This window comes from Marinicella marina (assembly GCF_030065545.1).
GTDB lineage: Bacteria > Pseudomonadota > Gammaproteobacteria > Xanthomonadales > Marinicellaceae > Marinicella > Marinicella marina.
The window spans coordinates 287,669-301,939 of the sequence record NZ_JASJNC010000003.1; the positions used below are offsets into that span (position 1 = coordinate 287,669).

At 43.0% G+C, this 14,271-nt stretch carries 9 protein-coding genes and 1 tRNA gene; 1 reads left to right on the top strand and 9 read right to left on the bottom strand.

From position 1 onward, the window contains the following. Positions 1-47: 47 nt before the first annotated feature. The 9 genes from QNI24_RS06260 to QNI24_RS06300 form a co-directional block, all read right to left on the bottom strand. Positions 48-1,184 (bottom strand): J domain-containing protein, encoded by a 1,137-nt coding sequence (locus QNI24_RS06260; RefSeq protein WP_267175329.1) that lies wholly within the window; start codon positions 1,182-1,184, stop codon positions 48-50. Further along, on the bottom strand, positions 1,184-2,869 hold the full coding sequence (locus QNI24_RS06265; protein WP_267175328.1) for an Hsp70 family protein: 1,686 nt from the start codon (positions 2,867-2,869) through the stop codon (positions 1,184-1,186). The genes QNI24_RS06260 and QNI24_RS06265 overlap by 1 nt, the downstream gene beginning before the upstream one ends. A gap of 66 nt (positions 2,870-2,935) precedes the next feature. Further along, positions 2,936-3,850 carry a tRNA pseudouridine(55) synthase TruB gene (gene truB, locus QNI24_RS06270; protein ID WP_267175327.1) on the bottom strand — a complete coding sequence of 305 codons (915 nt, stop codon included), beginning with the start codon at positions 3,848-3,850 and terminating at the stop codon, positions 2,936-2,938. 11 nt (positions 3,851-3,861) lie between these two features. Next, on the bottom strand, positions 3,862-4,239 hold the full coding sequence (gene rbfA, locus QNI24_RS06275; protein ID WP_267175326.1) for a 30S ribosome-binding factor RbfA: 378 nt from the start codon (positions 4,237-4,239) through the stop codon (positions 3,862-3,864). A 23-nt stretch (positions 4,240-4,262) separates the two neighbouring features. Next, the gene (gene infB / locus QNI24_RS06280; protein ID WP_267175325.1) at positions 4,263-6,956 is read right to left on the bottom strand and encodes a translation initiation factor IF-2; all 2,694 of its coding nucleotides are present in this window, start codon (positions 6,954-6,956) and stop codon (positions 4,263-4,265) included. Positions 6,957-6,975: 19 nt separating this feature from the next. Beyond that, positions 6,976-8,457, bottom strand: a complete 1,482-nt coding sequence (gene nusA / locus QNI24_RS06285) for a transcription termination factor NusA (RefSeq protein ID WP_267175324.1) — start codon at positions 8,455-8,457, stop codon at positions 6,976-6,978. Further along, on the bottom strand, positions 8,454-8,933 hold the full coding sequence (gene rimP / locus QNI24_RS06290) for a ribosome maturation factor RimP (RefSeq protein WP_267175323.1): 480 nt from the start codon (positions 8,931-8,933) through the stop codon (positions 8,454-8,456). The genes nusA and rimP overlap by 4 nt, the downstream gene beginning before the upstream one ends. Before the next feature lie 135 nt (positions 8,934-9,068). Beyond that, positions 9,069-9,145, bottom strand: a tRNA-Met gene (locus QNI24_RS06295). 309 nt (positions 9,146-9,454) lie between these two features. After that, positions 9,455-12,496, bottom strand: a complete 3,042-nt coding sequence (locus QNI24_RS06300) for a TonB-dependent receptor (RefSeq protein WP_267175322.1) — start codon at positions 12,494-12,496, stop codon at positions 9,455-9,457. A gap of 422 nt (positions 12,497-12,918) precedes the next feature. On the opposite strand from QNI24_RS06300, the gene QNI24_RS06305 reads away from it, so the two are divergent. Then, positions 12,919-14,262 (top strand): alkaline phosphatase D family protein, encoded by a 1,344-nt coding sequence (locus QNI24_RS06305; RefSeq protein WP_267175321.1) that lies wholly within the window; start codon positions 12,919-12,921, stop codon positions 14,260-14,262. Positions 14,263-14,271 lie beyond the last annotated feature (9 nt).

Below are 14,271 nucleotides of genomic sequence, written 5' to 3' on the forward strand. Positions count from 1 at the left end.
GGGCGTATTCTAATGGTTTGCTTATACAATCTCAAGCTTTGCGGGGTTTATTTCACCATTATTGTGCCAGAAACCCAATCATGAAATAGTTGCTTATTCTTCCACCAACAGAACAAGTTTATTACCAATATAACTGCAACTACAGGCAGCATCATCGAAAGGTAAATTGTGCTGTCATAATAAATGAAATAAAGTGGCGTCATAAGTAAATGAAACACCAATGCCCTTAGTTTATCGGTGCTTGAATCGGTTAAATTCAAATATTTATCGTATATCCTTAAACCAACACCATACTGAACCATAGACAAGCTTATTTCTGAAGTCATGGCACCAATATTAATAATCATGAACATAAAAATTGTTATTGCTTCAAATGACTCTGTTGCTGGCGCCCATGGCCTGAGCATATAAAGTTTAGCCAATAAGGAAGCAACAGTGAATTCCAAGCATATAGTCGCTATTCGTAACATGAGGAATGAAAAACCACTTAATTGAGTTTGTGGCTCCAATAATTTAAACACATGCGCAACATAATGCTCCGGAAATGTGTTTTGAAGTTCATGCCAATCACGCTCCCACTCAAGAACAGCGGCAATGGCTTGGACCATGTTTTGAGTGAGCAGCAGAGTGGCATTTTCTTTAAGTTGAAACGAATTGTATTCAACAACACGCTTAAATAACTCTTTGGACAACTCATCACGGAGCTGTAAGTCTTGAATTGAATGAAATTGTTCCAAAAACTGCCAGTTAGAGGGATCTTTTTTGATGTTGTACTTAGCAAAAGCCATTTGGTGAAACTGTGCCAAAATTTCTTCAACTAAATCAGCCTCTCCGTTGGCAACAAACAATTCATGTTCAACGTCATTATCAATGGTGTCGACTGAGAAATTGGTATCGGGGTCATCTTCTCCTGCGTTTTCACTGTTGTTTTTCTTATCAATTGAAACAGAATCGACTGCCTCAACTCCAACTGCGGATAAGGACGTTGGTGACTCTTGGGAAATGGCTTCATCCGTCAATTGCTCATTGATTAAGGTCAAGGCAAATTGATAAGCCTGGTTAATCTCTTGAAATTTATCCGGATGCTCATCTGGTCGGTACTTTCTCAGTAACTTCGCATAAGCTTTTTTTATGGTTTTTTTATCACCTGTTTCATCAATGCCCAACACATCCCATGGATACATCAAAGCCACCTGTTGGCCTCAAATGATTCCAATGCCGAGGACAGTTCACTCACTGCCTGTGCGATCCTTTTTGGGTCTTGGGAATCGATAATTACTTGGAACTGCATAATTAATTCATTTAAAGCTTCTCGTTCTTCATCCAGGCTATTCTCGTATATGGATTCAGCTCGCCACATGACTTCTTTAACTGCCTCATTGTCTCTTGGATGAACTTTCAATAGTGACAGTTTCTGTTTCGACTGGGCAATTTGTTCTTCGGTAAGCTCTTGTGGCGAATTGTTGATCAATAAGCTGGCAGTATCACCGGTAGATTCAACCAAGGCATCTACCTCTAAAATTCCATTGATGTCATAACTGATCCGTAAACTAATCATTTCTTCACCAGCCTTAGCTTTTGGCACTTTAACCTCAAACTCGCCCAGCTTGATGTTATTTTTAACCAACCTACTTTCGCCTTGGTAAATGGCCATTTTTAATTTAGTTTGGTTATCTTGAACGGTGACATAGCTCTGCACGCGACTGGCAGGAACAACCGTATTGCGTTCAATGATGGGTGAAAAAATCAACGATTGATCATAAACACTGTTTCCAACCACACCGGTGCCCAATGTGTAAGGACAAACATCAGTCAAAACCACGTCTGACAAGTCTTTATTTTTGCCTTTCAAGGCAGCTTGGATAGCTGCCCCATGAGCAATGGTTAAATCTGGATTAATATCAGTTCTTGGAATTTTTTTAAATATCCGTGTTACCAGGGTTTTTAAGAAAGGCAGTCGGCTGGAGCCACCAACCAAGATGACTTCTTCGATTTCTTGAGGAGTGAGCTGTGCATCTTTAAGGCACAACTCAATTGATTTTATGATCTTCTTCACCAAAGGACGGCAAGCATTTTCAAATGTTTCACCCGTGATGCTGATAGGCACTTTTACTTTTTTAATAAAAGGTTCAATGACAGATTGTTTGTTTATTTCTTTTTTAAACAACTCCATCCTCGAGTAAACAGCTTGCTTGTCTTCAGCAGATAGATTGTTTACTTTAATCCCAGCTTTTTGACAGTACAACTCAACCAGAATCTGCAAAAAATCTTCACCGCCCAGGTGATTGTCACCACCGGAGGCTTTGACTTCTAAAATATCATCAAAATATTCCATGATTGACACATCAAATGTTCCACCGCCTAAATCGATAATCATGAAATCAGTGTATTCAGGTTTATTCTGCAAACCATAAGCGATGGCTGCTGCTGTGGGTTCATTGATCAGCTTTTCCACTTTAAGGTCAATCATAGCTGCCGCTTGTATGGTGGATTTTCTTTGTATGCCATTGAAATAGGCTGGAACTGATATCACAGCCTCGGTTACTTTTTGCTGAGTAAATGCCTCAGCATCAGCAACCATTTTTTGTAAAATTATTGATGACAATTCAACCGGTGTGTATTTCTTTCCGTAGATTTTATAGGTCTTTTCTGAACCCATAAATCGTTTGAATTGAGCCACTGTCTCCTTGGGGTGAAGTGCTGCTCTGGTTCGGGCTGATTTGCCCACATGAATCGTTCCATTTTTTTCAAAGCTGATGCATGATGGCGTCAGTAGCTCATCAAAGCTATTTGGGATAACTGTCACTTTATGGTCATTATATATCGCGCATACGGAGTTGGTCGTCCCTAAATCAATTCCTATTATCATCTTAATTTCTGGTTTGGTTCAAAGCACTAATTTATAGCAGAAAATCAATCCAATTTCATTAGGTGTTTAAGCACTGTAGGACTTTAAGAACAATTTTTGTACTTTTAAGATACCAGGTTCTTTGATCACGCCCAAACCGAGGAATTTATTATGGTGGTCATACAAACAATAGGTATCTTGTTCGGCAGTGTATTGGACTGTTTTGCCGTGGATGAGGTCTTGGGTTTGTTGTTGGCTTAAGTCCAACCTGGGGTATTCAATCAAGGCATCTTGCATCGGCATCAACACCGAATTGAAATCATCCAATTGACCGATTGCCTCAAGAGTGAGCATATCATCACCACTGAATATACCGGTTTGGGTACGGTGTAGGGCTGACATGTGAGCGACTGTGCCCATGGCCTTGGCGAAATCTTCCAATAAGGTTCTGATGTAAGTTCCTTTAGAAACCTTGATCTCAAAGTCTATGTGTTCCGGCGTATTTTCCACCAATGAAAATTCATGGATGGTGACTTTGCGGGCTGGTCGCTCTACCGTTTTGCCTTGTCTGGCCAAATCATACAGCCTTTGTCCGTTGTGGTGCAGGGCTGAATACATCGGCGGGATTTGTTCAATTTCACCGGTTAATGATTGGCAAGCTTGTTTGATTTCAGTGTCAGATGCCCTCTGCTTTTCAGCCGTCTGTACCACTTGACCTGTGGCGTCACCAGTATCGGTTTGGCTGCCTAAGACACATCTGGCAAGATAAGTTTTATCGGAATTAATCAGTAAATGAGCCACTTTTGTGGCATCACCGAAGCAACAAGGTAACAGGCCCGTAGCCATCGGGTCTAGATTTCCAGTGTGCCCAGCTTTTTTGGCTTTGATCAGGTGCCTGAGTTTTTGTAGCGCCAGATTGGAGGAAATGCCTTTGGGCTTGTTCAATAAAATGATGCCATGTACATCAGGATATTTGCGTTTTGCTGACGTGTGATTCGCCATCTGGTTTGACCTTAACTGTCTTCTTCAGTCAGGTTCGGGTCAGTGGCACGTGCTTTTTGAATCAGGTGCTCAAGTTTGCGACCATACTCCAATGATGCATCGTATTTAAAACGCAATTCTGGCACCTTGCGGGTATTCAGTTCTTGCGCCATGACTTTGCGCAATTGCTTGGCGTTCAAACTGAGGGTTTGGATCGCCAACTTTTCTTGAGATGGGTCCAAGGTGTTAATGTACACCGTAGCGACTGATAAATCACGGGTCACTTCGACATCAGAAATGGTGATGAAAGAAGTGTCCTCATCAGGTAAATTTTGATGAATGGCTGTGGCCAAGGTGCGACGCAAATGTGCTGCCACCCGATCACTTCTTTTAAAATCTCTGTGTCCCATGATTTTTCCTAATCAGTTTTGCTTTAGTCTAAAGTCCTTTGGACCTCAGTGCGCTCATAACATTCAATTTGATCACCCGGTTGAACGTCTTTGTATTGTTTTACACCAATACCGCATTCTGTACCTGATTTGACCTCTTTGACATCGTCTTTGTGGCGACGCAATGATTCCAGTTCACCTTCGAATATAACCACGTTGTCACGCAATACGCGGATTGGGTTGTCTCGACGCACCACACCTTCTGACACCAAACAACCAGCGATGGTACCAAATTTAGATGATCGGAAGACGTCGCGCACATCAGCAATACCAATGATTTCTTCTTTGATCTCAGTACCCAAAATACCAGTTACTGACTGCTTCACTTGGTCGATGGCTTCATAAATGATGCTGAAATAATGTAAGTCCAGATCACTTTCTTTGATGAATTCTCGTGCTGCTTTATCAGCTCGGACGTTAAAACCAATGATGATGGCACTGGATGCTGCTGCCAACTGTGCATCGGCGTTGGTGATACCACCTACACCTGATGAGATGACTTTCACATCAACATCATCATTTGAAATACTCTCCAATGATTCACGCAAAGCTTCAACTGAACCTTGCACATCGGCCTTAACCAATAGATTCACGTTGAGTTTTTCTTCTTTACCCATTTGTGACATGAGGTTTTCAAGTTTGGCGGCTTGTTGGCGTTTCAAGCGAGTTTCACGCTCTTGTTCGCGGTGTTCTTGGGCTGCTTCACGGGCATGTTTCTTGTTCTTAACCACCAAGAATTCATCACCAGCAATCGGCACACCTGACAAACCCAACACCACAGCAGGGATTGATGGGCCGGCTGATTTGATTTCTTTGCCATTCTCATCAATTAAACTTCTGATGCGGCCAAATTGTTCACCGCAGAGAATCATGTCGCCTTTTTTCAAAGTACCGTTTTTAACCAAAACAGTGGCTACCGGGCCGCGGCCTTTATCCAATGATGACTCAACCACGATACCTGAAGCTGTTGAATCCGACACGGCTTTCAATTCCATCACTTCGGCTTGCAATGAAATCGCATCTAACAATTCGTCGATGCCTTGACCTGTGTGTGCTGAGACTTCGATGAACTGCACATCGCCGCCCCAATCCTCAGGAACCACTTCATGCGATGCCAGATCTTGTTTGACTTTATCTACATTGGCTTCAGGTAAGTCTATTTTATTGACCGCAACAATCACTGGTACACCGGCTGCTTTGGCGTGCTGAATACCTTCTTCGGTTTGTGGCATCACACCGTCATTGGCAGCAACCACCAAAATAACGATGTCAGTGACTTGTGCACCACGCGCTCGCATGGCGGTAAACGCTGCGTGACCTGGGGTATCAATGAATGAAATAACACCTTTATCTGTGGTCACATGGTATGCACCAATGTGCTGGGTGATTCCACCCGCTTCTTTGTCTGTTACTTTGGTGTTTCTGATGTAATCCAATAATGAGGTTTTACCGTGGTCTACATGACCCATAACAGTCACCACTGGTGGTCTGATTTCAGCATTTTCCTCATCAATTTCTTTTTCTGATTCTTCTTTCAGAATTTCGGCCTTACTTTGAACCACCGCTTCTTCAGCCACATGGCCCAACTCTTCAACCACTAATATGGCTGTGTCTTGATCCAATGGCTGATTGATGGTGACCATCATACCCATTTTCATCAAAACTTTGATGATGTCAGATGCTTTGATAGAAAGTTCTTTGGCTAAGTCTGAAACCGTGATATTTTCTGGAATGGCAACAGTCTTAACCACCGGAGCTGCTGGTTTTTGGAAACCATGATCACCGCTGACATTAGATGCTGGACGCACGGCTTTGCGTTCTTGACGACCGTATGATTTACCACCCTGAACATGCAACTGTTTGCGCCCGTAACGGGTGTTGTTGCGGTTGTCTTGTTTGCCTTTTGGTCCGGCATTGTTGGCTGCAGCACCCGCTTGTTCTTTTTTCTTGCGATTGGCACGATCGGTGATGGCCTTCTGAACTTGTTGGTTAACCAGTTCATCGTGACGTTTTTTCCTTTCAGCTTCCTCGTCAACTGGCTCTTTAACCTCTTCTGGCTCACTGACCTCAGCTTCAGTCTCTTCAGCCTTTGTGGTTTTAGCCACTTCAGCTTCAAATTTACTTTGCGCTTCATCATCCTTGCGCATTTCTTCTTGTTCTTTCTCTAATGCCAAGCGTTCTTTTTCAGCTTGGGCTTTGGCTTCTGCATCGATTCGCTCTTGCTCAGCCTTTTCAGCTGCCAAACGCGCTTCTTCAGCCGCTTGCTTGGCCTTGTCTTCAGCTGCTAATTGTTCTTTGCGCTCAGCCAGAGCCGCTTGTGCGTCTCGCCGCTCTTTTTCAATCTCTTCCATTTCAGACTGACTGGGACCGGTGCTCAGCTTTTTCTTTTTAACTTCAATGTTAATGCTTTTGGTCTTAGATACACCACTACCACCACTGGCAACGCGTAAAACTTCTTTTGATTTTCTTTTCAAAACAACTTTTTTACGTGGCGACAAACTCTTCTTCTCTTTACCGTGCGAACCACGCAGAAACTCCAGCAATTTGACCTTTGACTCATTGCTGATGGTGTCGTCTTCAGACTTCGCTGGTATGCCGGCGCTGGCCAATTGTTCCATCAGTTTATCTGCGGAAATACCGAGCACACTTGCTAATTGTTTTACTGTTACATCAGACATATTTGCCTCCTGTTGTTTATTACTCGAACCAATGTTTTCTGGCTTCCATGATTAAATCTGAAGCCTCTGACTCTTCCATGTCAACCAACTCTAATAATTCATCGGTGGCCAAATCGGCCAAATCATCTCTGGTTCTGATGCCTTTATCTGCCAAGATATAGGCCAATTTATCATTCATTAAATCTAAGCCTAACATGTCATCTGCAGGCTTCTTATCTTCTAATTTTTCTTCTTTGGCAATCATCTGGGTTAACAGGGCATCACGCGCTCTGCCACGTAGCTCTTCTACCAAGTCTTCATCAAAACCATCGATGTTCAACAGTTCAGATTCATCCACATACGCAATCTCTTCGATCGATGAAAAGCCTTCTTGTACCAACATGATGGCCATGTCTTCATCAACATCCAGCTTCTCTTCGTACTCCTTTACGAACTCCATCGCTTCAGCCTCGTTTTTCTCTTCAGCTTGAGCTGTGGTCAGTACATTGATTTCCCAGCCGGTTAATTCACTGGCCAGGCGGACGTTCTGTCCACCACGACCAATGGCCTGAGACAGTTGTGCTTCATTCACTGCCACATCGATGGTGTTTTTCTCTTCATCAACCACAATGGATTCAATTTCAGCCGGTGACATGGCATTGATCATAAATTGTGCGGTATTTTCATCCCATAAAATAATGTCGATGCGTTCACCACCTAATTCATTGGCCACTGACATCACACGTGAGCCACGCATGCCGACACAGGCACCAATTGGATCCAGTTTTCTGTCATGCGAGAAAACTGCAATCTTGGCACGGTGACCAGGATCACGTGCTGCACCTTTGATCTCTAGGAAACCTTGCGAAATTTCTGGCACTTCAACTTTGAATAGCTCAATCATAAATTCTGGGCTTTTTCGCGATAAAGTTAAAATCGGGCCACGGTTCAAACGGTTGACCTCAATCAATAATCCTTTCAGACGATCACCACGTTTGACTTTTTCTCTCGGTATGCCGTGCTCACGAGGCACAATGGCTTCAATCCCACTGCCGACATCAATGAAAACATGTCCACGTTCAACCCTTTTAACGATACCTGAAAGCACTTCACCAATGCGGTCTTCAAACATTTCGACCACTTGTTCACGTTCTGCTTCACGGACTTTTTGCAAAATAACCTGTTTGGCAGTCTGAGCAGCAATTCGACCAAACTCAACTGACTCCATTTCTTCCTCGATCACATCACCGATTTCCAAATCAGGATCTTCTTTTTTGGCTTGTTCAAGCGTTAATTCGCGATCCTCTGATTCAAACTCCTCATCTTCAACCACCGTCCAACGTCGAAAACTGTCATAGGTGCCTGTGGTACGATCAATATCGACCCTGACATCCATATCTTTCATGTGTTTTTTGCGAGTGGCAGATGCCAAAGCCAATTCAATGGCCTCAAAAATCACATCACGACTGACGCCTTTTTCATTCGAAAGGGCCTCTGCAACATAAAGAATTTCTCTACTCATTTTTTCACTCCACCAAACTTGGCATTATTCACTTGGGGTTTCAACCTTGCTTTCATCACGTTGGTCATTTCAAAGCCATATTCTGTGACTTCATTGGCGACCACAATCATTTCATCACTGACGGATTTTATGGTGCCCTTGATATTACGAGCACCATCTACTGGCTGAGCCAGTTTCACTTGTACATGTTCACCGACATAATCAGCAAATTGTTCGGAACTGAACAATACCCGATCCATACCTGGAGATGAAACTTCAAGCACATAAGCGCTTTTTATCGGGTCTTCAACTTCGAGTAATCCTGAGATTTCATGGCTACAGCGCGCGCAGTCATCCACACCAACGCCATTTTCATGGTCAATGTAAACCCGCAGGATGGCGTTGTTTTTTTGCGGTAAATATTCAACACCCCACAAAACAAAACCTAAATCTTCAATCACTGGTTGAATCAGTTGTGTTAACAGCTTTTCTTTCATCTATAAAAAATAAAATTCAGTTCGTAGCTGCTGAGATGAGTTAATTTTGGGCAAGGGAATTTGTCGCCTCACCAATCAATAAATTTCAGCAACAAAAAAGGCTCCACTAGGAGCCTGACAATACGTTCAATCAATTGGTTGCGGGGGCAGGATTTGAACCTACGACCTTCGGGTTATGAGCCCGACGAGCTGCCAGACTGCTCCACCCCGCATCATCAAGAGGGGCTATTCTACTATAATATTTCTATTTTGCAACCTTTTATAACGCTTGCTTTGTTTCTTTTTGATCAAGCACTTGAGCACAGAACATAATAACAAATAACTGTCTTTTGTATCTGGGTAAAAACCCACAACATCTATTATTTATCTGGCCATAACAGCCAACCAACGCCTGCCTCAAAGCAATAGTTTTACAGAACAATTTTTGATTGTCGTGATTTCATTTCATCTCTTTTATTCATTGCATAAAAAAAGGGTGACTGAAAAGCCACCCTTTAAAAGACTGATGTCTTTAGCTGGTATTACCAATCCAAACGGAAACCAACTTGAGCACGCCATTGTGAAGCTGTGCGGTTGGTACTGAAACGGGTTGGGCCGTTCCAATCTAGTTCATAGATACCATCTTCTATAGAGTTCAATCGATAAACATCATTACCATCGAAGCCAGCAGTAATGATTTGACCCCAATCGCTGTCTATCATGTTACCCAAGTTCTTGATGTTGAAAAACAAGGTTGCTCTGACTGGGCCCCAAGCTGGAAGCTCTTGTGAGACGTTCAAATCAACGGTATTGATGCGCGGCGCTTTGAAAGCATTACGTGGAGCCACTCGGCCACGATACTGCGCCAAACCTGAAGTACGCAAGAAAGTCTCAAACTCAGCTGCTTCGCTTGGATCAGACAACACATATTCACCAGGTAATGGCACATAAACCAAATCATTATCACGGATGCCATCGCCATTCACGTCATTACTGTAAGTGTGTGAGAACGGTTCGCCATCTTGCGAAATCCAAACCAAACCAATGTTTGTGTAATTATCACCGAAGAACATATTTTGGTATGTGGTGGTGAACACAAATGCATTCTCAACTTCATAAGCTGACGTGGCAGCCAATGCTTGGTTGGGGTTGAAGGCAGGTGTGTTGTTCCAATTTGAAATGGCACGTGAAGATGTACCCGCTGATGTTTCAGTTGCATCAGTAAAAGTGTATGAAGCTTTGGCATACCAATGTTCAGTTTGTGGTAACTCTAAGCTCACAGTAGCACGCTTGGTTTCACCTTTAGATGTATTGGTTAAGTAAATCACATCATTAAAATCTGGGTTGGCATTGCCACGACGACCTGAAAGATTCTCAATATCGCTCCAATAAGCCAAACGACCATCAGGCAAAGTACCTGTCGGGTCACCCAAGTTCAAGTGTTGGTAATCAATTGCATCTTGCGCTTTGATGTATTCCAGCTCAACCGAACCAACTAAACCAAACCACGGTAATTCTGCATCAACAGCCAAGTTTGATTTCAATACCGTAGGAATCTTGAAATCTGGATCTAACACATCCACGTTCTGTCTAGATGAACCATCTAAAATAGGTTGGTTATTAGGGTCCAATGTGAAAATCACGCCATCTTGATCAACGCCATTTGAACTGTAGAAGGTTAAATCACCACCGGTGTTGGTGAATGAGTTTGACAACCAAACGTTAGGCGTGCCACCAGTGAAGACACCAACACCACCACGTAATTGCATGTAGCGCTCATCAGACATGTCATAGTTGAAACCTATACGAGGTTGGAATGTGCCTTCGTCAACTACATTGTTGTTGGCAAAACCATAGAAGTCAAAGAAGTCTTGGTTAAATCTTGGCTTATCACCTGCATTAGGCTTATCCCATCTGAGGCCATATTGAACCGTCAAACGGTCGTTAACTGCCCAGTTATCTTGAATGAACAGGCCCAAGTTTTCCCATGACCAATTGGCTTCAGGCCTAGGTTCGTTGGTACCACGATTGTATTCATAGCGCGAGTGAATGCCATTGGCAAAGTCATCAATACTAGCAAATTCGTAGTAACCCAACGCTTGTGAGATGAATAAGTTGCGAATATCTTGTTCACGCCAATCCACACCAAAAGTCAGGTTGTGGTCGCCCATGAAGTAGTTACCTTCTAAGTAAATATTGTCAGTCACAACATTCAACTCGTTGGCGTGTCTGAATTCTTCTGTGCCGAAGAACACTGAATCACCATCACCCACTTCAACTTCTACGTGTGGCAAAATTGAATTCAGCTGTGGAACTTTATCAAACTCAGAGTTAGAAACACGCAATTCAGTCGAGAAATTAGCTGTCCAATCACTGTATAAGTTCAAATTATATGATTTGTTTTCAAAAGAGTTGGTGTACCAATGTGAACTCAATGAAATCTCACCGCCACCATTATTTGCAAATGTAGGTTGTGCATCTTCGTTGTTTTGGTATTTGAAAGAGGCACGGTGGAATTCGTTGATGTTCCAATCTAATTTAACCACAATTGACTCTTCTTCAGTTACCAAATCAGTTGGTGCATTCAAGTTACCAACATCCACACCATAGGTGTTGGCGGCAATTGCAGCCACTTGTTGAGCCAGTGCAACATCAACTGATGAAGTATTGGCTAAGCGCGTTTGTTCTTCATTTTCATAAGCTAAGAAAAAGAACAACTTGTCTTTAATGATTGGGCCACCTGCACTGATTGAATATACTTCACGTGTGAAATCACTGTCATCACGTTGTAAGTCTTCACTTGAATAGTACATCGCCGCACGACCAGAAAATTCATTGGTACCTGATTTGGTTATCGCGTTAATGTTGGCGCCAGTGAAGTTTGACAGTGTCACGTCATAAGGAGACAGCTGTACGTTTAATTCTTCGATGGTATCCAAAGAGAAAGGCTGTGACAAACCAGGTGAACCACCTGCTTCTAAACCAAATGGATCACCAATACCAACACCATCAATAGAGATGTTGTTGAAGCGGTTGTTCACACCAGAAACAGATATACCATTACCAAAACTTCTCAGGTTGACACGTGAATCCAAACGGACGAAATCTTGAATGTCGCGATCAACTGTTGGTAAGTTGGTGATTTGCTCTTGTGAAACACTGGTGCCAGCGCCCATGTTATCAGGATTGAAGGTCAACGACTGTGCAGCCACACCCACTGCAGTCACTGTGTCTAAACTGATGGCATCAGCAACCAACACAGCATCAATGGCGCGGTCTTCACCCAGTTTGATGAAAATATTACCTTCTTCAGCATCTGAATAACCGCTGTTTCTGACTTCAATGTTGTAAGGTCCGCCCGTTCTCAAACCACGCGCTGAGTAACGACCTTCATCATTGGTGGTCAATGTTTTCACTTGGCCAGTTGGCTCATGTGTCACGATCACAGTCGCACCAGAAATCGCATTACCATCAGAATCAACAATCGTACCGTTGATAGATGATGACGTTTCCTGAGCCAATGCAACACCCAATGGCAATACCGCGATCATTAAAATCGCAATTACCCATTTCACTTGCTTCATATTTCTCATTGCTAAAAACCTATATAAAAATTTGTAATGGCTTTGATACACGCAATCGAACAACCGAACTAAACGAACGTTTGAAAAAAATGGCGCTTTTAAAGCCTCTCTGAAAAAATCCTGTGCGTATTTTCTCACATGTGGGCGTATGGTAAAAGGGTTTTGTGAAGATTCCGTTAAAAACCGTAACATTAACGCCAGGTTGATACAAAAAAATCACAAGGAATTGGCTGACTTTGTTTTTAATACTCAGTTTTGCACATGCAATCAGATACACAATGCGTTTCCATGCATTTTAATGCCCTTAAAATAAGTAACCCTATAATTATTGGTATTCTTTCTCACCTGTTTAATATGTATAATCTTATTCAAACAATCAGTGATTACCGAAATTCTTTCAATTAACTCAGTGAGATAAAAAAATGAGAACCACACTACTTATAACCCTGATATTCATATCTCAAATCTCCACAGCAAAACAATTAACGGCTGGCCCGATGCTGGGTCATGTCGCCATCCGCGGCGCCAATATTTGGGCTCAATCACCTGAATCAGGTGAGCTGGCTATCACCTACTGGCAACAAGGCCAACCGAAACAAAAATCCTCATTCAGCGCCAAAGTCAACGAAGCACTTGGCAACATTCACACATTCAAATTGACCAACCTGGAACCCGGCACCACTTACAAATACAGTTTCGAGATCAACGGTAAAAAAATCAAACGCAAAGAACCTTTTGAATTCACCACCCAAGTGTTGTGGCAGTGGCGTTTTGACCCACCGGATTTTTCGGTCATGGCTGGCTCCTGTAACTTCATCAACGAAGCAGCCTATGACCGACCTGGCAGGCCCTACGGCAGTGGCCATGAGGCGATGTTCAGCCAAATCGCCAGTGAAGATGCCGATGCGATGTTATGGATTGGTGATAATTGGTATTACCGTGAGGTGGATTTTGATGCCGAACAAAACCTCTTACACCGCATCATGCGTGACAGAAGCCAGTCTTTTCTTCAGCCCATCTACCAAAAATTTGCCAACTATGCGACTTGGGATGACCACGACTTTGGCCCTAACAATTCCGGTGCAGAATTTATATACAAGGAAAAAGCCCTAGAAATATTTAAAAACTACTGGGCCAATCCCAGTTATGGCATGCCAGAGCAAGAAGGCGTTTTCACCCGTGTCAGTTACAATGACATCGAATTTTTCATGTTGGATAACCGCTACAACAAGTCCCACGAAAACGCACCAGATGGACCAGACAAGGTTTATTACGGTCAAGCCCAATTGAATTGGTTGAAGGACAGTTTACTCAGTTCTTATGCGCCCTTTAAAATCATTGTCGGCGGTGGCCAGATGCTCAATGATCATCATGCCTACGAGGGTTGGGATAAATACCGCCATGAACGCGACCCTTTCATTGAGTGGTTGGATGAGGCTAAGATAACAGGTGTGATGTTTTTAAGTGGTGACAAACACCACAGCGAAATGCTCAGAGCAGACAGACCCGGCGCATACCCGCTTTACGAAATGACCTGTTCACCGCTGACAGCCGGCACCCATTCCAGCAAATCCGGTGGTGATTTTGACAACCCCAGGTTGGTTAAAGGCTCATTGGTTAATAAACACAACTACTGCAAATTCTCTTTCTCAGGCCCAAGAACTGACCGCAGTTTAAGAATCGAAGTCATAGGCAGCGAAGGACAACAGTATTGGACCAAACAAATTAAAAGCAGTGTGCTGAGTTATTCACAAGTGCCTGAATAAAAACCGATA